We start from the raw sequence: 26480 nt of genomic DNA on the forward strand, positions 1-26480 counted from the left end.
CTTACGGTGTTCTGGGCTTACGGTGTTCTGGGCTTACGGTGTTCTGGGCTTACGGTGTTCTGGGCTTACGGGCGGGTGATCGTTTCGTCCAGATTCAACAGCACGCGGCTGACCAGCGTCCAGGCGGCGAGCGATTGAGGGTCCGCATCGGCAGGGACTCCCGTCAGTGGCGCCGCTTCGCCTGCGAGGATTTTCTGGGCGTCGAGCTCGCCAGCGGCCAATCGCTCGCGTTGGCCCGCGAGCAACTCGTGCAGCACTTCCAGCTCACTTTCATCCGGAGTCCGGCCGACGCACAGCCGCATCGCGTACCGCAGCCGTTCTCGGTCGCTCGCCTCGCCGCATTCGCGGAGCAGCCGTGCGGCGAGCGCACGAGCCGCTTCGTTAATCGTTGGTTCATTGAGCAGCGCGAGGGCTTGCAGCGGCGTGTTGCTCTCCGGGCGGCGGACGCAGGAGGCTTCGCCATTGGGAGCATCGAAGACCTGCAGCGTCGGATACGGCAGCGAGCGGTAGCGGTGGGTGTACAGGCCCCGCCGATAACGCTCGCCCCCCTGCGACTCGTACCAGTTCTTGGGGCCGTAGCTGACCGGCGGCTGGAGCATCCAGTCGGGCAGCGGCGGATAGGTCGGCCGGCCGCCGATCCGTCGGTCGATCAATCCGCTGCTCGCCAGGGCGATGTCGCGAATCGTCTCGGCCGCCACGCGTTGCCTCGCTCGTCGGCTGACGAGCCGGGCGGTCGGATCCGCTTCCCGAAGCTCGGCGTCGAGCGTCGACCGTTGGCGGTACGCGGCGCTCATCACGATCTCGCGGTGGATGCGCTTTTGGCTCCAGTTCCCTTCGACCAGTTCAACCGCTAGCCAATCGAGCAGCTCGGGGTGGCTCGGCGGAGCGCTTTGGGTGCCGAGATCCTCGGGCGTTTCCACCAGTCCCACGCCAAAGTACGACTGCCAGATGCGATTGACGATGGCCCGCGAGGTCGTCGGTGCTTTGGGGGAAGTGAGCCAGCGCGCCAGCGTCAGCCGGCTGCCATCGGCCTCTTCGGGCAACGGGTTGAGCACCTCCGGCACCCCAGGCTCCACTTCGCGAACCGGACTCAAGAAGTCCCCCCGCTTGAGGACAAACGTCTCGCGAGGCTCTCGTTGTGGCATCAACACGAGCTGGGAGGCCGGTTCGGGATGTTCCTTCCACAGTTGTGCGAAGCGCTCGTTGGTCGCGGACCATTCGGGGCGCGTTTTCCGCCACGCCGAGAACAGCGCATCCCACTCCTCGGCCGATCGCTCGGGCGGCGCCACCTGCTGGCTCGCGCGAGCCGCGTGGGGAAGCGGATCGGCCTGCGGAGCGTCGGCCGAAGTGACGGCGAAGCGAAAACGGCCGAGGTTGTGGCTTTGGTTGTCGTCGCTGTTCCAGCCGCCGTGGCGCTGGGTCAGCGTGATCTCGAGCTCGACCCCTTCGGGACCGCCTTGAATCGGCTCGCGAGGGACGAAGACCGCCTGCCGCGGTTGGTTGCGGCGTCCGGGACCGAGGTCGGTGCCCCAGGCGGTCAGCGGGTCACCGTCGATGGCGAACGCCACCGGCCCGGTGATCCGCTTGGCGTCGGTGCGATCGCTGAAGACCGAGTCGAGCGGAGCTTCGGGGGGATCGATGTCGGCCGAGGCCGATTGCCACTGGACGTCGTACGGCTTGGCCGCTTCCTCGCCCTCGCCTGCGGCCGTGCCGCGAGGAGTGACGCGGACTTGGATTTCGCTCAGCGCGGCGGTGCCGAAGACCGAGCGGCCGGGGCCGAAATGGGGCAGGTTGGGATCGAGCAGTAATTCGAGCCGCAGCCCGCGAATTGGCAACTGGTCGGGCGAGAGCCGCATCGTGAACGTCGGGGCGAACTTGGTCGGGGCGTAACCTTGAGCCAACAACGACCCGTCGCCGCGGTCGATGAACTTCTGGCCTCCCGAAGTGTTCTCGTGCCACTCGACCGCAGCGGTCCGCCAACCGTCAGCCGGGGGCAGCGTCGCTTCCCAGTCCACGATCCGCTCGCGCCAATCGGGCGCCTCGGCCTTCAGCTCCGCTTCGAGGGCGGCGATCTCGTCGAGGACGGCGTCCCGCTGCTGCTGTTGCGGCGGGGTGTAGACGGGGATGTTGGCGTCGTGGTCGTTGTTCAGATACGCCATCAGCTGGAAGTATTCTTCCTGGCTGATCGGGTCGAATTTGTGATTGTGGCACTGGGCGCAGGCGATCGTCAGCCCGAGCACGGCTTTGCCGAGGGCGTCCATGCGATCGAACATCGCTTCCATCCGGAACTGTTCCGGGTCGGCGCCACCTTCCTCGTTGACCATCGAGTGGCGAACGAAGCCCGTGGCCACGCGGCTCTGCTGATCCGCCTCGGGGATCTGATCGCCGGCCAACTGATGGATCAGAAACTCATCGTAGGGAAGGTCTTCGTTGAGGGCGGCGATCACCCAATCGCGATAGAACCAGACCTGCCGCTGTTTGTCCTTCTCGTAGCCGTCGCTGTCGGCGTACCGCGCCGCGTCGAGCCAGGGCGTCGCCCACCGCTCGCCAAACGCGGGGGCGGCGAGCAGCGAGTCGACCAGCCGCTCGTAAGCATCGGGGCGGTCGTCCGCCAGAAAGCGGTCGATCTCTTCGGGGGTGGGAGGCAGCCCGGTAAGGTCGAGGTACAGCCGTCGGCAGAGCGTCACGCGGTCGGCTTCGGGCGAAGGCGAGAGGCCGGCGGCGGCGAGTCGCGCCAGGACAAAACGATCGATCTCGCCCACGCACCAGTCCGCACCGAGGCTCCGCTCGCTGCCCTCTGGTTGGGCTAGTGGAGCTGGTTGGGCTGGTGGAGTCGGTCGCTGGGGAGCCTGAAAGGCCCAGTGGGCGGTCTTGTCGACCCCTTCGTTCGCGAGCGCCTCAGGCCACGTGGCTCCGCTGGCGATCCAGCGGCGAAGGATCTCGACCTCCGCTGCCGAGACGCCGTCGCCTTCGGGCGGCATCCGTTCGTAGGGATCATCGGTCACGATTCGCCGCAGCAGTTCGCTCTCCTCCTCGGACCCTGGGACAATCCCCACCGCTCCCGACTCGCCTCCGCCGGTCGCGATGCTGCGAACGTCGACTCGATAGCCGCTGGTTTGCTTCTCGCCGTCGTGGCACTCGTAGCAGTGGCGGCGCAGGATCGGCTGCACGTCGCGGGCGAACTCGACTCGGTCGGCCTCGTCCGCTGCAGTTGCTCGGCGGACCGCCAGCGGAAGCGTCGCTGCCACTGCCGCAGCGAGGCCGATCCGCCTCAGGAGGCTCGCGGTTGATGGAATGCAGCGTCGAAGGTTCCCCATAAGAAACGTCGCAATCGAGTGGAGGGCGAGTGTGGGTGGCGAGTGTGGGTGGCCCGCAACGGAGGGCCGGCGGGAGACTCTCGGTCTCTTACTGTCATAGGGTAACTGGTCGCCGCATTCAACGATTCGCCAGCGGGCGGAGCTTCAGTTCGGGATTGGGACGAGGGTTGCGGCGGCCCGTGCCGAGCACCACCAGGCCGGTCACTGTCAGCAGCAGTCCGAGCCCCAGCGGGACCGTCACTTCCTCGCCGAACAGCAGCACACCGGCCGCCGCCGCCATGGCTGCCTGCGAGGCGTTGATCAAGTTCACCGCGACGACGGGGATCGCTCGCAGGGCGAGCGAAATCAGGAAGAAGGCCAGCACGTTGAAGAGTCCGGCCAGCGTCATCACCAGCCACTGCTCGAGCGACACGGCGGCCAGTTCGCTGGCGGGGAGCCGTTGGGCAGCGAACAGGCTCAGCAGGATCGAGCCGGTGGTGCCGGAAGTCAGCATGGCCAGCGGCACGGTCAGCCCTCGCCGCAGCGATTTCCGCATCGTGACTCCGAAAAAAGCGTAACCGACTCCCGAAGCGCAAGTCGCTAGCACGCCCAGCGCCACGCCGCTGCTGCTGGCTCCTTGGCGGACCGCTGCTTGGTCGCTGCCGAGCGAGAGGACGACGGCCGCGGCGATCAGGATCAGGATCGCCAGCACGGTCCGCCGCGTGACCGGTTCACCGAGCAGCCAATGCCCGAGAACCGCCGAGCCGATAATCAGCGCCCCGAGGTTCAGCGGCACGGCCAAGGCCAGGCCGATGTGCCCCAGGGCAAACTGGAATCCCAAGCTGCCGATCAGCTGACCGGACAAGCCGCCTAGGATCAACTGCGGAAAGCTCTGCCAGCTCGTGGCGATCCGTTGGCCGCGGAGGCTCATCGCGGCGAGCAGCGGACCGCAGACCAGCACCGTTGGCCACGCTTTGACGGCCGAGACGAGCACCGGATCGCTGCCGCTGGAGGCTTTGAGGGCGACGTTGGTCGCGGTGTAGAGGACCGCGGCAGCCAATCCGCAGGCGGCTCCAGCGAGCGGGCTCAGCGGAGCGGCATGAGCGGGGTTTCCGTGATCGCTCATGCCGTCTTAACTATTCCCGGAGGGACGCTTCGAAACTCGTGGAGACACTACTATGACTCGGCTGTTCGCGGGAACTCAATGGGACCGGCCGCCGACCTGCGAGGTGTGCGGCGAGCTCGAAGAGCAATGCCGCTGCCCTCCTCCGCCTCGGCAGTACGCCGACCCCGCCACGCAGACCGCGCGGATCGCCGTCGAAAAACGCAAAGGGGGCAAGCGGGTGACGGTCGTGCGCGGGCTCGCCGCAGCGGAAAACAACCTGCCCGAACTGCTCACCCAACTGAAGAACCATTGCGGTGCCGGGGGGACGGTCAAGGAGGACGAGCTAGAAATCCAGGGCGATCAGGCCGCCGCCGTCCGCCGAATCCTCGAGCAGCTGGGGTATAAGGTGAAGGGGTAGAGGCGTCCTGCCCTTACGTCACCACGCAAGCGGGAGGGTGCAGCGTCGCCGCTCTCAGCAGGATCGCAACGGCCCTCTTCCGGTTGCCCTGGAAGCATTGGCCGGGAACGGTAAACTCAGGGGCCCTTTCCCTCTCTCCTTCAAGTTGCTCAAGGAACACCCGTGATGCGTTGCCGCCCCGTTTGGCTCCTGTGGCTGATTCTGATTTCCGCCGCGAGCCCCGTCGCGGCTCATCCGGGACACGGCACCCCGGGCAGCGAATCTTCGCCCTCGCATTATCTGACCGAGCCGTTCCACCTGCTGTTCCTGGTCGTCCCGCTGGTGCTGGTGCTCGCCGCGACGGCCTGGGTCGCTCGCAAAGCGTTCCGCCGCGCGTAAAGCGGGCGTGCCCGCGGCTAGCCCGGATATCGCATCAGCCGCCGGGCGCTAGCCCCCGGTTCCCGAAAACGCCGTGAAAACCGGACGCTAGCGCGTGGCGGCTGATGCGATCGAAGCATGAACGCTGACCCGGCTACGCGGGGCCGAGTCCCATCATGCGTCGCCAGGCGCTGACTTGGCCCATGTGCAGCATCAAGTGGCCGCCGGCGTAGAAGCCGTGCATCGATCCGAGGGTCGAGAAGCGGCTCTGCATCGCGGTGTTCGGGTTGGGCCCGGCGAAAGCCTCGTCCGATGCTTCTCGCAGCGCTTGCTCGGCCAGTCGGTAGCCGTCGAAGAACTTGGCGACGATCTGGTCCATGCTCGGGTAGATCTTCCCTTCCGGATCGTCGACGCATTTGCTCTTGGCCGAGAACAGCTCGATCCACGAATCGCTGATCTGCAGGCTGCTGCTGTCGCCGCCGAGTTCGTTGATGATTCGCGGGGCGTAGAGGCTGAGATGGCCGTAGGCCCAAGCGGGATGGTTGGATTCGATCATTCGACCATCGACGCGGGCGAACTGGCTGAACTCACTCGGGCTGACGCCTGCGATCAATTTTCGCGCGGTGCCGACACCGAGCTTGAGCGAGTCTGCAATCATATCGCCGATCATGGAGGTACCTGATATCCGAGGATGGTGAAGCGAAGGGCGAAGCTCAGTCTAAAGAATCACCCTCCCCCCGGGAGGGTAACGTTGCAGGGCTGACCGATTGTCGGGTTTTCTGACTGAGCTTGATACCCGGCGGCTAGGCGGCTGTGACTTCGATGACGACGCCTTTGAAGGCGGGCGTTTTGCTTTGCGGGTCGGAGTGCCGGGAGACGAGGACGTTCGCCTCAGGGTAGTACATTAGCGCATTGCCCGGGCGAATGTCGGCAAAGCCGCGGGCGAGGACGCCGACCATTTCGCCCGTGGCGCTGCGGACCCTAACCGGTTGGTCGTGCGAGAGGCCGAGCCGCCGCAGGTCGTCGGGGTGCATCAGCACCACATCGCGGCGATCTTGGTTGCGGTACAAATCCCCCTCTTCGTAGACCACGGTGTTGAACTGGCCTTCGCTGCGGACGGTCATCAGCCGCAACTCGCCCGTCCCCTCCCCGCGGAGCGCAGGCAAGGCGTGCACATGGAGGACGCCGCGGCCATCGTCGGTCCCGAATTTTGGAGTGTGGAACGTCCGCCCCTCGATTTGGAACTCCTCCTTCGTCTGGTCGAGCTCCGCAATTTTGCCATACCCGGGGACGACCGTCGCAATCCACTGGCGAATCGTCGACGTCTGCCGCATCGCTTGCCAATCGATCGCGTCGCGGTTGCCCACCAGGCGGCTGCCGACCTCGGCAATCACATCGACTTCGCTCCGCGGACCGGGCAGCCGGCGGGGACCTCCGTCGCTGAGCCGGACGAAGTTGAACATCGACTCCTGCGTCGTGCTCTGCGGCTCTTCATCGCGAGCCAGCACGGGAAGGATGATCGTATGCTCGGCGAGCCCGTGGGCGTGGCCCGTGTTGAGCGTCGTATTGAGCATCACGTTCATCTCGAGGCGACGCATCGCGGCATCGGCAAACGTGGCGTCGGGATTGCTGCCGAACAGATTCCCACCCAAGCAAAAGCCGGCTTTGATCTCGCCGGCGTAGGCCCCTTCCATGCAGGCCATCGTGTCGCGTCCGGCGGTGCGAGGCAGGTGCAGCCCGTAGTGATTCTCGAGCGACTCGAACAATTGTTGTTTGAGCTGCGGGGTGACCCCGACCGATCCAATCCCCTGCACGTTGCTGTGGCCGCGGATCGGCATCAGCCCGCATCCGGGGCGTCCGATTTTGGCTCGGGCCATCGCCAGGTTCGCGATCGCTTGCACGTTCTCGACTCCGTGGGCGTGATGGGTGATCCCCATCGTCCACGAAAAGACCACTTTGTCGGCCGCCGCATAGATCGCGGCGATCCGCCGGATCTCGGCCTGCTCGACTCCCGATTTGGCTTCGACCTCCTCCCACTGCACCGCATCGACCGCCGAGAGCCATTCTTCGCTCCCGCGGCAGTGCTCGGTGAGGAATGGCAGATCGATGTCGCCGGTCTCACGGAGCGCTTTGGCGATTCCCCAGAGCAGTGCCAAGTCGCCGCCGATGTGGGGCATCACATAGTCCGAGGCGATTTTCGTCCCGAACAGCAGCGACCGCGGATCGCTCGGCACCCGAAACTTGACCAGCCCCGTCTCGCGGACCGGATTGATCACCACCACGCGGCCGCCGCGGCGGCGGACATGCATCAGGCTGGTCATCAACCGCGGATGGTTGCTGGCCGGATTGCCGCCGATCAGAAACACCAAGTCGGCATGTTCGAGGTCGTCCAGCTGGATCGTCGCGGTTCCGCTGCCGACCGACGATTGCAGCCCGACTCCGCTGGCCTGGTGGCAGTAGTAGCTGCAGTTGTTGACGTTGTTCGTGCCATACATGCGGGCCAGCAGCTGCAGTAGAAAGCCCGCTTCATTGCTGCTCCGCCCCGAGAAATACCAGAAGGTTTCGTCGGGGGTGAGGCTCGAGAATTTCGCCCCGATCCGCCGAAAGGCTTCTTCCCAGCTGATCGGCTGGTAGTGGGTGTTCCCTTGGCGATACTCGACCGGCTGAATCAAGCGACCGCAATGCTCGAGTTCCCGCGGAGTCATCCGCGCCAAGTCGGCCACCGAATTTTCCGCCCAAAACGTGGGAGGAATCGCCGGCTGCATATCAGCGACCATCGCCTGGAAGCTCTTTTTGCAGACCTCGGGAAAAGAGCCCTGCTCGTTGACCATGCCTCCTTTTTGGCCGCCCATTCCGAGCGCGCAAGTCTTGCAAGCGTTTTTCGAACGCATCGCTCGGTACAGCTTGAACAGACCTCCGGCCTCATACCCTTTTTTGAAGGTGTACCAGATCGCCCGCACCCCACCGCCGCTTCGCACTCGCAAGATGGTTTTCTCCGACAGTTGGGTTGAGGGCTTTCGAGGGTTTCTTGAGCCGTAGGCGCTAGCCTCGGGTCGATTCCGGATCGCGTTGCGGGAAACGTTTCGCCGCTACGGCGTTCAGGCAAGGGTTCAAACCGTTCGGCAGCGCGACGGAACCCGCGGCTAGCGCCGTCGGCTCAACAGGAACAGTGCGTTAAATCAGCCGCCACGCTTCTTGCGTCCGGTTCTCATTGTGTTTTCGGAAACCGGGGGCTAGCGCCCGGCGGCTGATGAATCATCCGGGCTAGCGCGTGGCGGCTGATCTGGGAACCTACTTTAAGCTGAAATTCTTGCTGCCCGAGAAGAACTCGATCGGGTTATCGTAGACGACCTTTTTGATCAGCGCATCGCTGTGGCCGCGGCGGCGGAGTTCGAAAATCAGGTCGGGAACGGCGGTTGGTTTGCTCGGTCCCCAGTCGCCCGCCGAGTTCGCCATTAGTCGCTCTGGACCGAATTGTTCGATCATATCGGCGGCTCGCTGCGGCGTGCATTTCGTCAGCGGGTAGAGCGTCATGCCCGCCCAGTAGCCGGCATCGAGGACTTCGCGAATCGTGTGTTCCTCGACGTGGTCGACCAGCACCCGCGAGCGATCGATCCTCGCGTCGCCGCCGAGCATGTCGAGGATCATCCGCGTTCCTTGGTACTTGTCGGCCAGGTGCGGCGTGTGGATCAGGATCAGCTGTTCGTGCTCGGCCGCCACGTCGAGATGTTCGAGGAACACGGTTGCTTCGTTGCGGGTGTTTTTGTTGAGCCCGATCTCGCCGATGCCCAGCACGTTGGGGGCTTTGAGGAACTCGGGGATCATCTGGATGACTTCCCGCGAGAGGCTGACGTTCTCTGCTTCTTTGGCATTGATGCAGAGCCAGGTGAAGTGGCGGATCCCGTAGTCGGCGGCGCGCCGCGGTTCGACCTCGGTCAGCTGGCGAAAGTAGTCGCGAAAGCCATCGGCGGTGCCCCGGTCAAAGCCGGCCCAGAAGGCGGGTTCGCTGACCGCCACGCAGCCCATCCTCGAAAGCATCGCGTAGTCGTCGGTGACTCGCGAAACCATGTGGATGTGGGGATCGATGTAGTCCATGGGTGTGCTCGTCCTGATGCGCGTTGGTTCTTGGCCCCGGCTCTAGATGTCCAGCGACTTGCGCCACTCGGCCTCGTAGGGTCGCGAGAAAAGGTGCTGGATCTGCTCGGCTCGGTTGCCGCCGTCGCTCTCGCCCGCCGGCGAGCGGAGCAGAATTTGTAGCCCTGCGCGAATCTGTTGCATCCGGGCATCCTCCGCCGCGGTGCCGTCACCGCGATCGATGCGGTCGAGCGTCGCGGCAATCTCCAACAATCGCGCTCGGACTTCGAGGTAGTGTCGGTCCAGCAATTCGGCGGCATTCATCGGGCTGGGCATCGAATCGGATCGAGGCGGAATTGGGGGGGCGGGAGCGGGGCGGGAACCGGGCGGCGGCGAAGCGGAGCCAAACGGCCGCTCCGCGAACTCGCCGCTCCAGTATAGCCGTTCGCGCCAGTCGTCGTGCTCCCGACCAGCACTCCGTACTCAGTACTCAGTTTGGATTCCGGTTGTAAGGTTTTTGCGGGAGGTGCACTGTCAAGGTCTGCGGGTCGGGGGTTTTGAGCTAGGTTTGTGAGAGTGTGTCGAGTGGGAGTTCGATAACGAATGCGGAGAAAATTCGCTGCTGACGGATCGGCGGCGGGCTCACCGCGGCTGGGGCATCGACACGCTTGCGCCCGGTCAATTCGTGAAATGGCGGCTGTGTGATGAACACGGGAATGAACCTCACGTTCGATCTTCTGGCGACGACCCGCAATGAAGCGGCGGTCGGGGTGCTGACTTCGTCGCTGGCCGCGGAAGATCCGCGGATTCGCTGCCGCGGGCTCGAGGCGCTGCTCCGCCGCCGCAGCCAGCGAGGCGCGCTGCAGGTGCTCGAGGTGTGGGAGAATCTGACCGACGCCGAGTTGCAGACCGTGCAGGCGCATCCGGCGGCGATGCAGCCCGTGGTGGCCGAGGTGCTCGCCGGGCCGGCGGATCATCCGCTGTGGAACGCTGCGGTCGATGCGCTGCGGATGTTGAGCCTCGCCGAACTGCTCCCGGGTCTGATCGAGCGGACCGAAGCGAGCGGTGAGCGTCAGATTCGCGGTCCGCTGATGGCGGCGACGATCGAGCTCTGTTCCACGCTCGGGGTCGCCGCGCGGCGGGGACGCGAGGTCGCCGGTCTGCGACTGCCGGTGATCCGGCGGCTGGCCGAGGCGGTGCGGCGGTTCGAATTCCATCGCTGCGAGGGGCTGTGCGTGGCATTCCTCGCCGCGTCGCGGTGGAGCGACTGCGAGCTCAGTCTGCTCCTTGGTGAAGGTTCGCGGACCGCCCGCTCCTTGGGGCCGCCGCTTGCGCACAGCACGCTTCCGGCCGTCGTGCAGCTGCTGGCCGGATTCGTCTGTCGGCGGGAGTTGCCCGAAGTCGTTCGCGAGGCGATCCGCAGTCGCAGCGACGAAGCGTTTCGCGAGCAGTTGCTGCAATGCATTTCTGCCTCGCCTTCGACGACCACTCGGCGGAACCTGCGGGCGCTGGGGCCGCTGGCTTGTTTGGCCGATTGGCGGACGGTGGCGGGGCGGACGCGTCCGGCGCATCACGCGGCGCTGGTGCATGCCCACTCGGTGACTTGCACCGATCCGCTACAGCAGCTGGCGGTGACGCTCGATGTGCTGGTGCAGGCGAATCGAGACGCCGATGCGGCGGTCGCGCACGCGCTGATGAAGTTGCCGCGACTGGAGGAAGCCGAGTTCCTGCGGGGACTCACCGCGGCGCTTGCCACCGAGGCTCCAGCGAAGCCGAGCGACCCGCTCGCGCGGCTCGTGTGGCGCGTCCTGCAGGTGCTCGATCATCCCAATCCGGCGGTCGTCGCGGGGCTTCGCTCGCTGCTCTGGCCGCTGCACCTGGAGCGGTTGCTCGAGCGGGGCGAGGGGCTGCGGGACTTGGCGTCGGAGCAACTCGGTGCCTTGATCCGTCGCATCAATCCGACTGCGGCCGAACAGATCGCCGACGAGCTGCGGCACCCGGTGCTGGCCCGTCGGCTCCGGGCGATCGAGACGGTTCGGGCGTGCGGCGTCTACGAGTCGCTCGAGCCGCTGCTGTTGAACATGGTTGAGCACGATCATCGCGAAGCGCAAGTCCGGGTGGTCGAGTCGCTCGGGGCCGAGACCTCGGTGGCTTCGCTGGAGTTGCTTCGGCGGTTGGACGAGGGGCCCGAGGGGACGCTCCGCGATGCGGCCCGCCGCGCCTTGGCAGAGCGACAACCATCAGCGGGGCGGCAAGCTTCAGCGGAGGCATCCTGAGTGATGGCGGGTGAACCGGTGCCGTTCGAGATGCACATCCGGCTGGCTGCGCTGCTGCAGCAGGGGCAACCGCTGGACCGAGGGCGGACGCTTGCCGCCGCCCCGGAGTGGGGTCCGGCCGCACCGTACGCGGTGTTTACGGTCGTGCCGATTCTGTGCGTTGCCGCGGCTGTCGCGGTGCATCGATATCGGCTCCGCCGCGGGGCGGCCGGTGGCGGACCGCACGGGCTGTTCGTCGAGCTGTGCCGCCAGCACGCGATCGACGCGGCCGGCCAGCGGCTGCTCAAACGCATCGCGGCCGGCGCGAAGCTTTCGCAGCCGGCCGAGATGTTCGTGCTTCCGGATCGGTTCGACGCGGCCCAGGCCGCGGTCGCCCGTCTTCGACCTCGAGAAGGGGAGAAGCTGTCGCAAATTCGGCAGCAGTTGTTCGGCGAGGAAGCCGAACCGCTGTCCGAGGCGACTACTTCTTTTTCTTCTTGCCCTTTTCCTCGGTCTCTTCCTTCTTCACCTTCTTCTTCTTCTTGAGCGAGATCTTGACGACCCGCACCTTGGGCATGCCGATCACGTCGCTTTCGTCGCTCCACCGGTCGAGCGACTTGAGCCGCGCGATCCGCTCGGCGCGGGTCAGAACGTTGCGGGCTTTGATGGCCCCGGCCTGGACCTTCAAGCTCTTGTCCATTGTCATGGCAAGGGTCTCCGTAAGTATTGAATCGTTGAGTCGGTTGGGGGCAGCGTCAGCGCAGGGTGCTCTGCGAATCCCGAAAATTACTAAGAAATCGCTCCGACGGCAACGGGATCGGCCACAGATTTCTCCCGCAGAGTTCCCGCTCCTTTTCTAGTCTTCCCAGATCTCGGCCAAGATGGCATTCTATGTTTGAGACAGATTGCCTGCGGTTCCGCATGATCCGGAGCGGCCGGTGATCGATGGTCCGAGGACCGGTCGGTACTCCTCCAATGTTCGACTAAACGCATGACAGAAATCCAGCGGGATCTGGTGCTCCATCTGCTTCGCCAAGGCGATTGGCGGGAAGCGGTCGACGCCTACGCCGAAGAAGCGGGAGTCACGCGTCGCGAGGCCGAGGACGGCGTCGCGCAGCTCGCCGAGCTGCACGCGATCCGCCGTCGTTCCTATGGTTGGCTGACCTTCGCCGCAGTCGCCTCGGCCGCCTCGCTGGCCCTGCTCTGGCTGATCAACGGGCCGTTTTGAGGGGTACAGGGTTAGAAACCGCTACGGCTGGCGACAGCGGGGCATTCTGCTCAAGTCTTCCCGCCCCGCAGGGGCCCAAACAATCCAGCCCAGGGCATAGCGCCGCGGCGAAGCCGCAGAGCGACGCCCTGGGTCACGCGCGTCCCGCACACCCAACAGCCCTGAAAGGGCGAAACACACCTCCGCGTCACGCGCCCGAGCCTGTGTCGCCCCTTCAGGGCTTCTCGCACTGGTGCGCTTCGATACCCAGGGCGGCGCTTTGCGGCTTCGCCGCGACGCTCTGCCCTGGGCTGTTCTGTCTGAGCCCTTCGGGCTGAAGGTGAGGTGCCGGGCAAAACCGGCTGGCCTCCGAAATCATTTTCAACAGCCCACACCAGCCCTCTCCCTCAAAGGTAATGCGACGCTTACCGCCACTTGGTGTCGCCGCCGGGGCTCCAGCGAGCTGCCGGGCCGGCCGGAGCGGACTGAGTCGCTCCCTGCTCGGGCTGAGGCTGCGATACCGAATAGGGCGAGGCGGCTCCGGCTGGCGCCAGTTCGACCGGCTCGGCGGGCTGGGGACGTCCTTCAGCGAGCCGCGCTGCCGCTGGGCCGCTTGGGGAGAGCCCGCTTGGAGGGGGAGTCGTAAGCGAGGCTGGTGCGGCCGGGGTGCCTCCGGCTTGGACTTCCTGGCGACGGCGGAGGTACCAGCCCCCTTCCCCGGCGGAGCCTTGCAGCGAAGCGACCGAGGCGACCGGCCCGCCCGCTCCCTGGCTCCCCGCTCCCTGGCCACTCATTCCGTTGCCACTCCTTCCGTTACCGGCGGGCGTTTGAAGCCCCGCGTTGCGGATCATCGAGGGAGGCGTCGCCGGTCCTTGTGTGGCTGCGGCGACCGCGGTGGCCGGAGCCGAACCGCCGTGCTTGGTATAGCGGTCGACCGGCCCCGAGCCATCGGCGACCCAGTTCAGCCAGTACTCCTGCAGCTCCCCGAGGCTCTCGTAGCCGTAATGTTGTTCCACGACTGCCGTCCAGCTCCCGCGCTCCATGTAGTCCTCGATGAACTTGATGAACTCGCGGTGTCCGTTCTGTTCGATCAGGAATCGGCTGACCGAGTAGCCTTGGGCATACAGCGGTAGCATGTCGCTCGGATAATCCTTGAGCAAGAACATGCGGTTCATCGGCAGCCCGCGGCGGGTCGAGAGGAATTCGCGGAGTTTGGCGTCGTGTTTGGCACGTTCCTCGGGATGTTCGACGGTCGTCGAGACTCCTTCGTCGGCCCATCGCGGCAAGGGGCGTCCAAAGTGGGTGGCCAGCACGGCGTGGGTCACTTCGTGCGGAAGGACGCTGTCGAGGATTCGCTGGGGCGTTCCGACGACTTCCATCTGGAAATCACCGACGTGCCCGGGATAGCGGTTGTAGGTCGTGACGCCTTGCGCCGGGTAGTTTCCCGCGACGACTTTGAGCGTGCAGGGCGAAGACCACTGCGGGAGGTCGCGACCGAGCCACTGCTGCGCCAGCTCGCTGCGAAACCGTTCGGCCTCCTGCCCGACTTGCTGAGCCAGCTCGGGCGTGGCGGCTTGAATGATGAAATTCGCCGTCCGAGCACTCCGCCCGCCTCCGGGGCCCATCGCCGAGGCGGAGCCCATCGCCGAGGCGGGAAAGGCGGCCGCTGCGGGAACGGCCGCCAGTGCTGCGAGGAAGAAGAAGAAAGAGAAGCAACTGAGGGTCGACCACCGAGCATCCATGCTCCGGCACTCCAAACTTGGTGAGATCGGTTGGGGACTGGCCGAAGTTTAAGAGGTCGAGTCCACTGCGCGAACAGCGCTTTTCCCCTACTTTATCACAGCACCCCTAAAATTCTCGCTTTCCTGACCATCGGCGGCTCGCAGTTTCGGTTGCGACACTTGTAGAGAGACGCCTAGTCAAAGATCGCAATCGCGGTGCCACACAATCGCTTGCACACTCCGTGCGATGGCTTCGCTGCCAGGGTCGACTCGGCGCTTCAGTTCGGCGGCGCAACGAGCGTAGGCCGAATCGCTCAGCAGCGATTGGAGTTCGGCGTGCAGCCGTGCAGCGGTCAGCCGCCGCATGGGTAGCGAGCGGCCGCTGCCGAGGCGCTCGATCCGCTGGGCGTTGTCGAACTGGTCGAAGGCCATCGGGCAGACGAGCTGCGGGATTCCAGCAGCCAGCGCTTGGCTGGTCGTTCCAATCCCGCCGTGGTGCACGATTCCTGCACACCGCGGCAGCAACGCTCCGAGCGGCAGGTAACCGGCGACGCGAATCGATGGCTCAGCCGAACTCCTCCGTGCCAACCCCGCGATTCGCTCGGGCTCGCTCGTGAGCAGAAGGCCGGGGCGAGCGAGCCGGCGGCAGGCTTCGGCGGCGGCGGCAAAAAACGCTTCGCCGCAACGGTGGGCTGTCCCGGCGGTGAACACGATCGGAGGCTCGGCGAACGGGCCGAGCGTCTGGTCGATGACGTCCGCTTCGCTCGGGTCGATGACGTCCGCTTCGCTCGGGTTGGGGGGGATCGCTGCGGGGCCGTCGTAGAGGGGAAATCCGACTGCGCGGAAGGAGCGTGGCCAGGCTTCGGCGGGCGGAGCGAACCAGTCGGGGTACATCCCGAGTACTCGGTCGGGAGAGAGCCACCAGCGGTCGAGCGGGCGGTCGACCGGGGGGAGCCCGAGCGAGGTGCGAAAGCGGTTCAGCGGCGGAGTCAGCCAGCGATCGATGAGCAGCCGGTCGACCATCCAGTAGCCGGTTCGCACAGCCGCCGCCGGTCGCCGCGGCTCGAACCACCATGAAGTCATCCGCGGCGGATCGAGCGGCGTGCGGAGGATCGCCGGGGCCAAGTGCACGCTGACCAGCGGCAGTTCGGGGTGCCGGTCTCGGTAAATCCGCGAAGCCATGTCGAGCGGATGAGCGACCAACACCGTCGGTCCGGGGCGGCGGCGGCCGCCGGGGCGAGCGGTTGCGTCGATGCTCCGGTAATGCGTCTCGAGCGTTGCCGGGATCATCTCGCCGAGCAGCGCCCGCGGGCCACCGATGGGATGCCACAGCTCGGGGCTGTCCGTCAATCGCTCGAAATCCGCCCTCGACAGCAAGCTGAGGGGGCGGAGACCCAGCCGCTCAGCCAAGCCCACGTAGGGCTCGGCCAAACCAATCACCACCTCGTAACCCGCCTGCCGCAAACCGCGGCCGATCGCCAGCATCGGATTCACATCGCCGCGACTGCCGGGTGCCGAAAGGATCGCCAAAGGACGCTGCGGGTCGATCTCCGGCAAAGACACGTCAAGCTCGCGGGACAGAATCACGACACCTTCCCCCCGGGACTCTCCAAGTCACCCTCCCCCCGGGAGGGTCGCGAGGAACGAGCGGGGAGGGGTCCCGCAGCGGTGAGTTCCACTTGGGGCTGACGTTAGGGATTGCTCTCCCTCCCCTCGCTGACGCTCGACCCTCCCGGGGGGAGGGTAATGACAGGTCGTGCGACTGGTGTAGAGACCAAGACCCGGGGGGAGGGTGTCTTGGGTTAGCGGGGGACGGAGCGGTCGATCTCGTACTCGCTGATTTTGCGGTAGGCAGTGGCGCGGCTGACACCGAGCAGCTTGGCCGCTTCGGGAATGCTCCCGCCGGTCCGTTCGAGCGCTTCGCGGATCAGCCGTTGTTCCCAGTGGTCGAGCCGCAGCGAGTCGATCGCGGCGACCCCCGCGTCCCGCAGCCCCAGGTCGTCCGGGCGGATCTCGTCGCCGTCGGCCATCACAATCGCGCTATCGATCACGTTGCGGAGTTGGCGGACGTTGCCCGGCCAGTGGTAGTCGAGCAAGCGGCGGCGGGCGGCTGGGGAGAGGCACGCGTGGGGGCGGCCGTGGCGGAGTCGGAAGTGGGTCAGGAAGTGGTCGACGAGCAGTTCGACGTCTTCGCCGCGGTCGCGGAGTGGCGGGACGTGCAGCTCGAACACGCTCAGGCGGTAGTACAGGTCTTCGCGGAATTGCTTTTCCCGAACGAACTCCGCCAAGTCGCGGTTGGTCGCCGCAACCACCCGCACATCGACTCGAACCTGCTCGGTCGCTCCCACCGGCAGGAAGGGATGGCCTTCGAGGATCCGCAGCAGTTTGGCTTGCCCTTCGAGCGTCAGTTCGCCGATCTCGTCGAGGAACAGGGTTCCGGTGTGGGCTTGCTGGAACCAGCCGATGTGATCGTTGTCGGCGCCGGTGAAGGCTCCCTTGCGGTGTCCGAACAGCTGGCTCTCGATCAGATCGCGAGGGATCGCCGCGCAGTTGACGCTCAGCATCGGCCGAGAGTGGCGGGGGCTGGCGCGATGGACGGCGCGAGCGACCAATTCTTTACCCGTGCCGCTTTCGCCGCGAATCAGCACGCAGCCGTTGGCCCGTCCGATCCGCGCGATCCGCTCGGAGAGCCGCTTCATCGACGGGCTGTTGCCGATCAGCTCGTCGGCGTCGGCATTGCGATCGACCAACCGTCGCCGCTCGACGCGGAGGGTTTGGCTTTCGCGGGTCGCGTTGAGCGCCGCGCCGATCAGCCGCCCGGCAGCGACGCACAGTTCGAAGGCAGCCGGTTCGAAGCGACCGCTGGAGCGGACCAGCATCATCGCTCCGACGACTTCCTCGGCGGCGAACAGCGGGATCAGAATCGCGTCGGAGCCGGCCGGCATCGGGGCCTCCTCCTCGGCGGAGTCCTGGCTGAACCAAATCGCCTCGCCACCGCCGACGACCCGGGCCACCAGGACGCGATTTGGGGGGGTGATCGACTCGGCTTCACGTGGGATGACGTAGTCGGGCGTCAGTTTGCCGCTGCCGGTGAGGCGGAAAAAGCCGACCGCGTCGGATGCCGTGCGATCGCGGAGCAGCGTGCCGGTCGTTTCGAGCACCTCTTCTGGGTCGCCGCTTCGCAGCAGTTGGATGCTGAGCTGGTAGAGGTCGAGCAAATTGCCCGCCTGGGCCGCCTCGCGGAGCGGATCGGTGGGCATCAAGTCGCGGCCGACCATTTCGGTCAGCGGCCGGTCGAGCATCACCGTCTGCGTGGTCAGCCCTTCGTCGAAATAATCCTCCGACGGCTCGAGAAATTGCAGTTCGGTCGCTCCGACTCGCACGCGGGATTGATCGATCAGCATCGCGTGGTCGGTCTTCTGGCCGTTGACCAGCATCCCGTTGCGGCTTTTCGTGTCCCGGATCTGCCAACATCCCTCCTCGAAGTAGAGGACTGCGTGAAACCGCGAGCTGACCGGATCGGTCAGCATGATTTCACAATTCGAGCCGCGGCCGATGTGCATCGGTCGATCGGGATCGAGGGGAAATTGACGTCCGGACTCGGGCCCCGAACGCACGGCAAGATAGGCGACCATGTTCTAGCGTTTTTCGAATCAGTACGGATCTTCGTGGGCTCGCGGTGCGGCAAGGCCTCGCACACTAGCTCTGCCCTCGCAGTTTAGCTTTGATCACCTTGAGCCGTTCGGCAAGTTCCGCCTCGAAGCCGCGGTCGGTGGGGCGGTAATACGACCGTTCGCCGCCCCAGTGGGACTGGGCTTCCAGGTAATCCTGCGTGGCGACCCCGTCCGGCTCGTTGTGGGCGTAGTGGTAGCCCTCACCGTGGCCTAGTTCCGAGGCGCCATTGTAGTGGCTGTCGCGGAGGTGAATCGGGACTGGGAGCCGCACATTGTCGCGGACGTCCCGGATCGCCTCGCCGATCGCCACGGTGGCCGCATTGCTTTTGGGTGCAAGGGCCAAATACGCGACAGCTTGGCTCAGCGTCAACTGACACTCGGGCAATCCGACAAATTCGCAGGCCTGCATGGCGGCGACCGCGACCGAGAGGGCCTGCGGATCGGCGTTCCCGATGTCCTCGCTGGCCAGGATCACCAGCCGTCGGCAGATGAAGCGAATATCCTCCCCACCTTCGAGCATCCGGGCCAGCCAGTAAAGCCCGGCGTCGACGTCGCTGCCGCGGATGCTTTTGATTAGCGCGCTGGTCACGTCGTAGTGATCGTCGCCGCTTCCATCGTAGCCAAGTTGCTTCTTTTGCATCGACTCCCGGACCGCGGCGGTATCGAGGCGGACGCGCTGGTCGGCCGTCGACGGGCGACCGCTGAGGACGGCGATCTCGAGCACCGACAGGGCTCGCCGGGCGTCCCCTTCGGACTCCCGCGCCAGCCATCGCAGCGCCTCCTCGTCCGCCTCCACGCGGTACCGCCCCAGCCCGCGCTGGCGATCCTCCAGAGCCCGCCGCAAAAGCTCGACCAGCTCCGCTTCGCTCAGGGCATGCAGCTGAAAGAGTTGACTGCGGCTGAGCAGCGCGCCGTTGACGGCAAAGTACGGATTGCTGGTCGTGGCGCCGACGAGCGATACAATGCCCGCTTCGACGTCCGGCAGTAGCGCGTCTTGTTGCGAGCGGTTGAAGCGGTGGATTTCGTCGATGAACAGCAGCGGGCGAGGGCCTCCCGAAGCGACTTCATCCCGAGCCCACGCCAGTACTTCGCGAAGTTCCTTGACGCCGCTGGTGACCGCGCTCAACTGACGGAACGTGCCGCCGGTCTCGATCGCCAGCAGATGGGCCAGCGTCGTTTTACCTGTCCCCGGGGGGCCGAAAAAAATCACTGAGCCGAGTTTCCCGGCATCGATCATCCGGCGGAGCAGTTTTCCCGGCCCGAGCAAATGCTGCTGACCGACGTATTCGGCGAGTCGCCGGGGCCGCATCCGGGCCGCCAGCGGTTCGTTGTTTCGCAGGTGCTCCGCTTCGGAGTCAGCAAACAGACTCATGGTCAACGACTCAAGGTTGAGGGGCTCAGGGTCAACGGGAGGAGGGAAGGGAATTGGATTGGGCGAACTGGGGCGAGGCGCACCGTCGAGGTCCTCCGTGCAACTTAAGAAGAAAATGGTTTGGCTGATACTCCTCGTCGCCTTCCTCCCCCTGCTGTGGGTCGTGCTGTCGATCGACGACTGGAGCCGCGATTTCGTGACCAACCGCGCGCAGACCGAGGCCACGGGAGCCGATCCCACGCTGCGTCCGCTCCGCAGCTCCCACTCTCCAGCGGTCCAAGCCGAACGGATCGCCGCTTGGGTCGAAAGCCAGCCGCACTGGAGCGTGGGAGCCGAGAGTAGTTCCGAGGGCATCATCTCGATCGACCTGGTGCGCCGCACCCGCTGGCTTCGGTTTCGCGACGACATTCAAGTCACGCTGACGCCCACGACCGACGGAGGTTCGCTGCTCGAAGCGACCAGCCAGTCGCGGATCGGCAAGGGCGACCTCGGCCAAAATCCCCGCAACTTGAGAGAACTGCTCACCGCCCTGGCCGACTGACGCCTTTATCATCAGCCGCCGGGCGCTGGCCCCCGGTTTCTAAAAAACGCCGTGACAACCGGACGCTAGCGCGTGGCGGCTGATAACAAAAATCCGCGAAAGTAGATCGCATTGAGCGCTGGCCCCCGGTTTGCGAAAACGCCGTGAGAACGGACGCTAGCGTGTTGCTGATCTCGATTTTCAACTCCTGAATGAGGGCGATGCTCCGATGCGAGCTTTCGAAGCGACCCAGATCTACTTTGAACGTGCCGCTGAAAAGCTGGAGCTCGATCCGGGGATCAGCCAGATGCTGGAGATGCCCAAGCGGGAAGTGCAGGTGCAGGTCACCGTCGAGCGGGACAACGGCGAGCTGGTGAACTACGTCGGGTTCCGGGTCCAGCACGACAACAGCCGCGGACCGATGAAGGGGGGGCTGCGCTACCACCCTGAAGTCAACCTCGACGAAGTCCGTGCGCTGGCGAGCCTGATGACCTGGAAAACGGCGGTCGTCGATCTTCCTTATGGAGGAGCCAAAGGGGGCATTGGCGTCGACCCGAACGAGCTCAGTGTCCGCGAACTGGAGCGGCTGACTCGGGCCTTCGTCGACCAGATCCACGATATCGTCGGCCCCGATACCGACATCCCCGCTCCCGACATGGGGACCGACTATCGCGTGATGGGCTGGTTCCGCAACCAGTGGGAGAAGTACCACGGCTTTCACCCCGCGGTGATCACTGGCAAGCCGGTCGAGGAGTACGGGGCGAAAGGTCGCGAGGAAGCGACCGGCCGCGGCGTGGGCTTGCTGACGGTCAAGCTCTGCAAACGGATTGCGAGAAAACCGCCCGAAACGCGAGTCGCCATTCAAGGCTTTGGGAACGTCGGCTCGCATGCCGCCAAATTCTTGCACGAGGCGGAGTTTCCCGTGGTGGCCGTCAGCGACGTGAGCGGAACTTACTACGACGCCGATGGGCTGAACATTCCCGATCTGTTCCGCCACAAGCTGCATCATCCCCGCGGACTGCTCGAAGGCTACTCGCACTGCGAAGTTCTGCCGATGCAAGCGCTGCTTTCCCTTCCCGGCGTCGACGTCCTAATCCCAGCAGCGCTCGGAGGAGTCATCCGCGAGGACAATGTCGACGAGATCCAGGCCTCGGTGATCGTCGAGGGTGCCAACGGACCGGTCTGGCCCGACGCGGATCTGGAGCTCGAGCGACGGGGAATCACGGTGCTGCCCGATATCCTGGCCAACGCGGGCGGGGTCACGGTCAGCTACTTTGAATGGGTGCAGAATCGCCAGCACTATCGCTGGAGTCTCGACCGCGTCCGCCAGGAGCTCGATCGGACGATGAGCGACGCTTTTGAGAATGTCTGGCAGACGGCGCAGCAGTTCGACGTCAGCCTGCGGACCGCCGCCTTCATGATCGGCATCAACCGCGTCCGCCGAGCCAACGAGCTGGCCGGCTGGCACCGCTCGGGAGGCTGACGGAGTACGGAGTACTGAGTTGCGGAGTTCGCATTGCAGCGGTGCGAGGGGATTTGCCGCCGGCGGGCAATTTTCTGGAGCTTTGGGAAAACGTTTTCCTGAGCTCCTTCATCCGGGAAAACCTAGGCTTGCAGCGAAGCCCGTTGAAGTTTCCCGAGGGACCCCCTGCGACGATGAACGCCGAGACCAACTGCGAACGACTGCAGCAAATCGCCGAGGCAGCGGCTGCCGCCCAACCCGCGACCGAACCGGACGGCGAAGCGGCCGTGCTCGACGCGTTGGCGGCGATTCACGACGAAGTCTTCGCCGCACTCCATCGGAATCCGCCGCAGAGCCTGAGCGATCTCCAGGCCATGCTCGCCGCCCCCCGCCCCGTCACCGTCGTCCGCCGCTCTCGCTAATGTCCGAATCCGAGTCCCGTTCGCCCGGCGGTTTTGGCAAAGCCAACCGTTATGATCGCGCCGCTCCGGTGCCCCGCTCCCACACCTCGGCGGCTGCTCCCGATGGGAAGACTGTCGAGAGCGGCTTGCCCGGCGGCACTCGCGAAGCGGTCCGCGACGTCAGCCTCGAGGCCCTCCTGTTCCGGCTCGACGAAGCCCTGGCAGCGATCCGTTCGCTCGACGAAGTGGCTGGCGAGGAGCCGGGAGCCAGCGGTATCGCGGCGGAAGACCCGCTCGACGAGTGCGACGGCGACGGCTGAGCGAGCCGCAGTACTCAGTACTTCCTCGTACTCGTACTCAGCACAGCGGTACTCGTACTCGTACTCGGAGTCTCGCGACTAAGGACTGCACTCTCGAACGACGTGGACTGATCCCTCCCGACCGATCGAGTACCGCTGCGCTGAGTACGAGTACCGCTGCGCTGAGTACGAGTAGGATTTCGAGCTACGCCCGCGAGAAAATCAGCTGGTGGTCGTGCAGATAGCGGACGACCTGTGCGGCCATTTGTTGCGGGGTGTGACCTCGCGAACCGTCGAGCCGTAGCTCGGGGTTTTCGGGAGGCTCGTACGGGTCGCTGATCCCGGTGAAGTGCGGGATCTCTCCGGCGCGGGCTTTTTTGTACAAGCCTTTGGGGTCGCGCCGTTCGCATTCTTCGAGCGGCGTGTCGACGAAGACTTCGACAAAGTCGCCCGCTCGCCCGGCCGCTTCGACGCGTTGCCGGACCCGGTCGCGGTCGCGGCGATAGGGGCTGACGAAGGCGGTCAAGGTGATCAGCCCGGCCGAGGCGAACAGTTCGCCGACGGCTCCGATGCGGCGGATATTTTCCTCCCGATCCTCGGCGGCAAACCCCAATCCAAACCGCTGGGCGAACGCCGCACCGTGCTCTTCGGTCAAGCGGTCCGGGCCAGCGCACAAGCCGTGGCGGATGTTGTCGCCGTCGAGCAAAAACGTCACCGCTCCGGCGTCGGCCAGCAGCGCATCGACCGCATTGGCCACCGTGCTCTTGCCGCAGCCGCTCAGGCCGGTGAACCAGACGACGCATCCCCGCTGCCCCAGTCGCTGCTCACGCTGTTGGCGAGAAACCGCGTGCGCGTGCCAGACTACTTCCGGGTTCGTCGGGGACGGCTTCCTGGGCGGTTCGGACATCGGGCGGGGGTTCCTTCGGGGGCGTTTGTGGCGGGAATGTTTGTCTTCAATACTCGTACTCGTACTCGTACTCGAATCTGGCGCGAACGAACCGAGTACGAGTACGAGTACGAGTACGATGATTGGTAGCGTGAGGGTCAATCCCCTGCACTACTCAGCCCTTCGCCGAGGTGATCAAATCGCTGCTCAGGTGGGTCACTGCATTGAACCACTCGAGCCGCCATTGGCCGCGCCCATGCTCGGCGTCGGCGTGGTAGGTGAGATGGGTCACTCCGGCGTTGCAGATCGGTCCGAGGTGGCCGAGGTCGACGCTGGTCCCGAGCAGCTCGATCATCAACAAGCGTTGGAACTCGGCATGGATGATCGCGGCGACGCGGTGCGGGCGGTCGCCGAACTGCTGCTCCAGTTTGCGGCGAACTGCGGCGGCCCGAGCGATCGTTTGCTCGTCGCTCTCCCGCGGCATCGCTCCCCACCAGCCGGCCGAAGTGATCGAGTCCTCGACGATCGCCTCGGGAATCAGTTCCAAGATGCCTTCGCGCCCAAGCCCCGCGGCGCCGGCATAGTTCTCGTCGTTCCAGCCTCGGTAGCACCCGCCCCGTTCATAGATGTCGCACCACACCTGCACCGCCCGACGACTCTGGGTCGCGATCGGCTGGGCGGTCTGCAGAGCGCGGCGAAAGGGGCTGGTCAGGAGCAAATCGAATTCAAAGTTTGCCAGCCACGCGGCCAATTGCTCCGCTTGGCGGACGCCGCGGGGGGTGATCGCCGGATCCTCCACCCGTTCGTGTTCGGCGCGGGCGTTGTTCTCACTCTCGGCGTGGCGAATCAAATACAGATGCACGGTGACTCTAGCAGGGCGGAAGCGGCAAAGCGGGGTTGGGGCGGAAGCGGATCGGGGGCAGCGTCAACTCGGCCGTCGCAAGCGGGCCAGCAGATAATCGATCATTACCCACTCGACGACGACCAGCAGCACCGGGCCGACGAACATTACGAACTGGGTGACCCGCGGCTCGCTCAGAAAGTCGGGACCGGTCGGGGCCAGCATCGCGTAGGCCGCCTGCACCAAGCCGCCGTTGATGAACAGCAACAGACAGGTCAGCGCCGTCGAAGCGATAACGAACAGGCAACCGAGCCCCATGCCGGTCGCTTCGCGTCGCCGGAGCGGGCCCCGCGCGGCGCGTGCCGGACTCGCCAGCGGAGGCTCGCTCAGTGTCGTCTGGTTCAAAGAGGACCATCCAATTCAGCGGCGCGGATACCCACCAGCCGCCACGCGCTAGCGTCCGGTTCTCGAAAACGTCGCAGAAACCGGACGCTAGCGCGTGGCGGCTGATTTGACACAAGGCTCCATCCTACGTTCCTGCAGCGGAGCCGGGCAGTAGGGCCCAGCTCCCCGCTCCCCCAGCCGCCCGCTCCCCCAGCCCCTCGCTTCCCCCGCTCCCCGCCGTGGCGTCAGACCAGCGGCGTCAGACCAGCGGCAGCAGTTGGCTCAGGAGCAGAGTCATCAGCAGCCCGGAGACCGACAGCACCAGCAGCAACAGCGTCCAGCTCCGCAGCGCCTCCCCTTCGGTCAATCCGCCCATCTTGGCAAAAACCCAGAAACCGCTGTCGTTCATCCAGCTGCCACAGAGCGAACCGGCGCCGATCGCGATTCCCAGGTAGACCGGGTGATAGTCGTAGGAAACCCCCGCGGCGATCGCTCCGATCATGCCCGACGCGATGATCATCGCCACCGTGCTGCTGCCTTGGGCGATCTTCAGCACCGACGCGATCCCGAACGCGAGCAGCAGCAGACTGATGCCGCCGGCCGAAGCGTCTTCGAACAGCGTTTGGATCGTCTCGCCGATCCCCGCGTCGCGAAGCATCGTTCCAAAGGCGCCGCCGGCGGCGGTGATCAAGATAATGACGCCCCCGCTCATCAACGACTCTTCCACGTCTCGGGCGGTCTCGGTCAGCGACAGCGAGCGAACCCATTTGAGCGTCGCGATCGCGACCAGCGCCGCCAGGAGCAGGGCGAAGTTCGGATTGCTCCACAAGCTCAGCCGCTGGGACCAGAGCCGCATCGAGGAATCCCACTGGTGCGGCTCGACCAGCTCGGGAAACGCCTCTTCGAGCAACAAGCGGTTCATCCGCCGCCGTTCGACCGGCTTCATCCGCACCGGGTCGCTGGCGAGCAACTGCTGGGCGGTATCGGAAAGCGGCACGCCCAGGAAGGCTTGCTCGTCGTACAAATCCTGAGCGAGCAAGACGGTGTTGAAGGCCTCGACCAGCACCGCTTGCTGCGCTTCGTCGAGCGGCTCTTCGGAAGCCATCAATTCACGGCCGGCCGGCGTCAGGCTGGCGCTTTGGAGGAAGCGAGCGGCCGGGCCGCTGGGATTCTCCGCGGCGGCGTCGCGAAGTTCATCGCGGAACCGAGTCATGTCGGGGATCTGGTCGCGGGTCAGCTGAGCCCGGTCCTCGCGATCGGCCAGCGTCGTCAAGAGCGTACCGGAACCGATCAACAGGACTGGGATGATGACCGGAAGCAGGGCGACGCCGAGCGACGGAAGCCGCTCGACGGGCAACGGTTCGTGCTTGTTCTCCCCCGCCACGAGCGGCCGCATCGGGACCGGCATGACCGAGTCGAGAAACACGGAGAAGGCGAGTCCCGCGATCGCCGAAGGGATCGCGACCAAGCACCCCACCAGCATCATCATCCCCACGTCGACGCCCAGATTCGCGCTGACCAGCAGCGGTCCCGGCGTCGGAGGGACCAGCGTGTGCGTGATGCAGCCGCCGGTGGCGATCGCCATCAAGTAACGCAGGTAATGGCGTCCGGTGCGGAGGTGCAGGCTGCGGGCGAGCGGCACGAGCAAGTAGAACACGGTGTCGAAAAAGACGGGCACGCCGAGGATGAAACCGCTGCCCATCAAGCCCGCCGAGGCTTTTCGCTCTCCGGTGATGTTCACCGCCGTGCGGACGATCCGGTCGGCCGCCCCGCTGTCGAGCATGCATTTGCCAATGATCGCCGCCATCGCGATCACGATTCCCACCCCGCCGGCCGCCGTTCCAAACGCCGACACCACCGCCTCCATCCGCGCCCCCGGACTGCCGCCAACGAGCAAGCTGACGATCACCGCCGCGATCACCATCGCCAAAAACGCATTCACCTTGAAGCCGATGATCAGCCCCAGGACCGAGACGATCCCGACGGCCAGCACCAGGAGCGGATAGGTGTCGAGCGGTGTCTCGCCACCCGCCGCGGTTTCCTGCCCAGTGGCTTCCGCGCCGGGCGAGGCTTGCGCGAAACCGGGCGTGGGATCGAGTGCCGCGAGTCCAGCAACGAAGGCCAGCAGGAGCAGGAGGATTCGGAACACGGGTCGTTCACTCGCCGGTAGAGGTAGGCTACGGAGGGAGGGGGAGCCCGCAGAGAATC

General features: G+C 65.5%; 24 protein-coding genes. 8 read left to right on the forward strand and 16 right to left on the reverse strand.

Features of this window, described 5'->3' with window-relative positions; all coding sequences use genetic code 11:
- Positions 1-65 precede the first annotated feature (65 nt).
- Both GNK13_RS13060 and GNK13_RS13065 read right to left on the reverse strand, forming a co-directional pair.
- Positions 66-3248 (reverse strand): PSD1 and planctomycete cytochrome C domain-containing protein, encoded by a 3183-nt coding sequence (locus GNK13_RS13060; protein ID WP_235935120.1) that lies wholly within the window; start codon positions 3246-3248, stop codon positions 66-68.
- A gap of 187 nt (positions 3249-3435) precedes the next feature.
- Positions 3436-4422 carry an EamA family transporter gene (locus GNK13_RS13065; protein WP_164102976.1) on the reverse strand — a complete coding sequence of 329 codons (987 nt, stop codon included), beginning with the start codon at positions 4420-4422 and terminating at the stop codon, positions 3436-3438.
- Positions 4423-4474: 52 nt separating this feature from the next.
- On the opposite strand from GNK13_RS13065, the gene GNK13_RS13070 reads away from it, so the two are divergent.
- On the forward strand, positions 4475-4819 hold the full coding sequence (locus GNK13_RS13070) for a translation initiation factor (protein WP_164102977.1): 345 nt from the start codon (positions 4475-4477) through the stop codon (positions 4817-4819).
- Positions 4820-4984: 165 nt separating this feature from the next.
- Positions 4985-5197, forward strand: a complete 213-nt coding sequence (locus tag GNK13_RS13075) for a hypothetical protein (RefSeq protein WP_164102978.1) — start codon at positions 4985-4987, stop codon at positions 5195-5197.
- Positions 5198-5330: 133 nt separating this feature from the next.
- Here GNK13_RS13075 and GNK13_RS13080 read toward each other — a convergent pair whose 3' ends face one another.
- From GNK13_RS13080 to GNK13_RS13095, 4 genes are all read right to left on the reverse strand, one after another.
- Positions 5331-5846, reverse strand: a complete 516-nt coding sequence (locus GNK13_RS13080; RefSeq protein WP_164102979.1) for a DinB family protein — start codon at positions 5844-5846, stop codon at positions 5331-5333.
- A gap of 133 nt (positions 5847-5979) precedes the next feature.
- Entirely contained in the window at positions 5980-8160 is a 2181-nt protein-coding gene (locus tag GNK13_RS13085) for an FdhF/YdeP family oxidoreductase (RefSeq protein WP_164102980.1), read from the reverse strand.
- Positions 8161-8467: 307 nt separating this feature from the next.
- The gene (locus tag GNK13_RS13090) at positions 8468-9271 is read right to left on the reverse strand and encodes a TatD family hydrolase (protein ID WP_164102981.1); all 804 of its coding nucleotides are present in this window, start codon (positions 9269-9271) and stop codon (positions 8468-8470) included.
- A gap of 42 nt (positions 9272-9313) precedes the next feature.
- The gene (locus GNK13_RS13095) at positions 9314-9586 is read right to left on the reverse strand and encodes a hypothetical protein (protein ID WP_235935122.1); all 273 of its coding nucleotides are present in this window, start codon (positions 9584-9586) and stop codon (positions 9314-9316) included.
- A 380-nt stretch (positions 9587-9966) separates the two neighbouring features.
- Here GNK13_RS13095 and GNK13_RS13100 point away from each other — a divergent pair, with 380 nt between their 5' ends.
- Entirely contained in the window at positions 9967-11526 is a 1560-nt protein-coding gene (locus tag GNK13_RS13100; RefSeq protein ID WP_164102982.1) for a hypothetical protein, read from the forward strand.
- Here GNK13_RS13100 and GNK13_RS13105 read toward each other — a convergent pair.
- Both GNK13_RS13105 and GNK13_RS13110 read right to left on the reverse strand, forming a co-directional pair.
- A complete protein-coding gene (locus tag GNK13_RS13105; protein WP_164102983.1) occupies positions 11509-11937 on the reverse strand; it encodes a hypothetical protein in 429 nt (142 codons plus the stop codon). The genes GNK13_RS13100 and GNK13_RS13105 overlap by 18 nt on opposite strands.
- 49 nt (positions 11938-11986) lie before the next feature.
- On the reverse strand, positions 11987-12211 hold the full coding sequence (locus GNK13_RS13110) for a small basic protein (RefSeq protein ID WP_164102984.1): 225 nt from the start codon (positions 12209-12211) through the stop codon (positions 11987-11989).
- Positions 12212-12496: 285 nt separating this feature from the next.
- On the opposite strand from GNK13_RS13110, the gene GNK13_RS13115 reads away from it, so the two are divergent.
- Entirely contained in the window at positions 12497-12733 is a 237-nt protein-coding gene (locus GNK13_RS13115) for a hypothetical protein (protein ID WP_164102985.1), read from the forward strand.
- 404 nt (positions 12734-13137) lie between these two features.
- On the opposite strand, the gene GNK13_RS13120 is transcribed toward GNK13_RS13115, so the two are convergent.
- From GNK13_RS13120 to GNK13_RS13135, 4 genes are all read right to left on the reverse strand, one after another.
- Positions 13138-14454 carry a hypothetical protein gene (locus GNK13_RS13120; protein WP_235935124.1) on the reverse strand — a complete coding sequence of 439 codons (1317 nt, stop codon included), beginning with the start codon at positions 14452-14454 and terminating at the stop codon, positions 13138-13140.
- A gap of 177 nt (positions 14455-14631) precedes the next feature.
- Positions 14632-15996 (reverse strand): glycosyltransferase, encoded by a 1365-nt coding sequence (locus GNK13_RS13125; protein ID WP_164102986.1) that lies wholly within the window; start codon positions 15994-15996, stop codon positions 14632-14634.
- A 239-nt stretch (positions 15997-16235) separates the two neighbouring features.
- A complete protein-coding gene (locus tag GNK13_RS13130) occupies positions 16236-18068 on the reverse strand; it encodes a sigma 54-interacting transcriptional regulator (RefSeq protein ID WP_164102987.1) in 1833 nt (610 codons plus the stop codon).
- A 64-nt stretch (positions 18069-18132) separates the two neighbouring features.
- Complete coding sequence (locus tag GNK13_RS13135) at positions 18133-19479, reverse strand: replication-associated recombination protein A (protein WP_164102988.1); 1347 nt, start codon at positions 19477-19479, stop codon at positions 18133-18135.
- 115 nt (positions 19480-19594) lie between these two features.
- Here GNK13_RS13135 and GNK13_RS13140 point away from each other — a divergent pair, with 115 nt between their 5' ends.
- From GNK13_RS13140 to GNK13_RS13155, 4 genes are all read left to right on the forward strand, one after another.
- Positions 19595-20020, forward strand: coding sequence for a DUF1499 domain-containing protein (locus GNK13_RS13140; RefSeq protein ID WP_203545363.1), 426 nt, complete (start codon positions 19595-19597; stop codon positions 20018-20020).
- Positions 20021-20228: 208 nt separating this feature from the next.
- Positions 20229-21482, forward strand: a complete 1254-nt coding sequence (locus tag GNK13_RS13145; RefSeq protein WP_164102990.1) for a Glu/Leu/Phe/Val family dehydrogenase — start codon at positions 20229-20231, stop codon at positions 21480-21482.
- 173 nt (positions 21483-21655) lie between these two features.
- Positions 21656-21883 carry a hypothetical protein gene (locus GNK13_RS13150; RefSeq protein ID WP_164102991.1) on the forward strand — a complete coding sequence of 76 codons (228 nt, stop codon included), beginning with the start codon at positions 21656-21658 and terminating at the stop codon, positions 21881-21883.
- Entirely contained in the window at positions 21883-22182 is a 300-nt protein-coding gene (locus tag GNK13_RS13155; RefSeq protein ID WP_164102992.1) for a hypothetical protein, read from the forward strand. Before GNK13_RS13150 ends, GNK13_RS13155 begins: the two co-directional genes overlap by 1 nt.
- A gap of 184 nt (positions 22183-22366) precedes the next feature.
- Here GNK13_RS13155 and cysC read toward each other — a convergent pair whose 3' ends face one another.
- The 4 genes from cysC to GNK13_RS13175 all read right to left on the reverse strand — a co-directional run bounded on the left by cysC (position 22367) and on the right by GNK13_RS13175 (position 26421).
- Positions 22367-23068: an adenylyl-sulfate kinase gene (gene cysC / locus GNK13_RS13160; protein ID WP_164102993.1), complete on the reverse strand. Its 702-nt coding sequence runs from the start codon at positions 23066-23068 to the stop codon at positions 22367-22369.
- Between the two features lie 154 nt (positions 23069-23222).
- Entirely contained in the window at positions 23223-23909 is a 687-nt protein-coding gene (locus tag GNK13_RS13165; protein ID WP_164102994.1) for a histidine phosphatase family protein, read from the reverse strand.
- Between the two features lie 63 nt (positions 23910-23972).
- Entirely contained in the window at positions 23973-24293 is a 321-nt protein-coding gene (locus GNK13_RS13170) for a hypothetical protein (RefSeq protein WP_164102995.1), read from the reverse strand.
- 238 nt (positions 24294-24531) lie between these two features.
- Positions 24532-26421, reverse strand: a complete 1890-nt coding sequence (locus tag GNK13_RS13175) for a GntP family permease (protein ID WP_390622513.1) — start codon at positions 26419-26421, stop codon at positions 24532-24534.
- Positions 26422-26480 lie beyond the last annotated feature (59 nt).

The organism is Candidatus Laterigemmans baculatus (assembly GCF_010367455.1).
Lineage (GTDB): Bacteria > Planctomycetota > Planctomycetia > Pirellulales > Pirellulaceae > Laterigemmans > Laterigemmans baculatus.

Coding starts and splice junctions, on each gene's coding strand:
- GNK13_RS13120 (WP_235935124.1), bottom strand. CDS start 14,454: ATGGATGCTCGGTGGTCGACCCTCAGTTGCTTCTCTTTCTTCTTCTTC.
- GNK13_RS13090 (WP_164102981.1), bottom strand. CDS start 9,271: ATGGACTACATCGATCCCCACATCCACATGGTTTCGCGAGTCACCGAC.
- GNK13_RS13070 (WP_164102977.1), top strand. CDS start 4,475: ATGACTCGGCTGTTCGCGGGAACTCAATGGGACCGGCCGCCGACCTGC.
- GNK13_RS13135 (WP_164102988.1), bottom strand. CDS start 19,479: ATGAGTCTGTTTGCTGACTCCGAAGCGGAGCACCTGCGAAACAACGAA.
- GNK13_RS13130 (WP_164102987.1), bottom strand. CDS start 18,068: ATGGTCGCCTATCTTGCCGTGCGTTCGGGGCCCGAGTCCGGACGTCAA.
- GNK13_RS13100 (WP_164102982.1), top strand. CDS start 9,967: ATGAACCTCACGTTCGATCTTCTGGCGACGACCCGCAATGAAGCGGCG.
- GNK13_RS13115 (WP_164102985.1), top strand. CDS start 12,497: ATGACAGAAATCCAGCGGGATCTGGTGCTCCATCTGCTTCGCCAAGGC.
- GNK13_RS13155 (WP_164102992.1), top strand. CDS start 21,883: ATGTCCGAATCCGAGTCCCGTTCGCCCGGCGGTTTTGGCAAAGCCAAC.
- GNK13_RS13150 (WP_164102991.1), top strand. CDS start 21,656: ATGAACGCCGAGACCAACTGCGAACGACTGCAGCAAATCGCCGAGGCA.
- GNK13_RS13065 (WP_164102976.1), bottom strand. CDS start 4,422: ATGAGCGATCACGGAAACCCCGCTCATGCCGCTCCGCTGAGCCCGCTC.
- GNK13_RS13140 (WP_203545363.1), top strand. CDS start 19,595: ATGGTTTGGCTGATACTCCTCGTCGCCTTCCTCCCCCTGCTGTGGGTC.
- GNK13_RS13075 (WP_164102978.1), top strand. CDS start 4,985: ATGCGTTGCCGCCCCGTTTGGCTCCTGTGGCTGATTCTGATTTCCGCC.
- GNK13_RS13145 (WP_164102990.1), top strand. CDS start 20,229: ATGCGAGCTTTCGAAGCGACCCAGATCTACTTTGAACGTGCCGCTGAA.
- GNK13_RS13095 (WP_235935122.1), bottom strand. CDS start 9,586: ATGCCCAGCCCGATGAATGCCGCCGAATTGCTGGACCGACACTACCTC.
- cysC (WP_164102993.1), bottom strand. CDS start 23,068: ATGTCCGAACCGCCCAGGAAGCCGTCCCCGACGAACCCGGAAGTAGTC.
- GNK13_RS13080 (WP_164102979.1), bottom strand. CDS start 5,846: ATGATCGGCGATATGATTGCAGACTCGCTCAAGCTCGGTGTCGGCACC.
- GNK13_RS13110 (WP_164102984.1), bottom strand. CDS start 12,211: ATGACAATGGACAAGAGCTTGAAGGTCCAGGCCGGGGCCATCAAAGCC.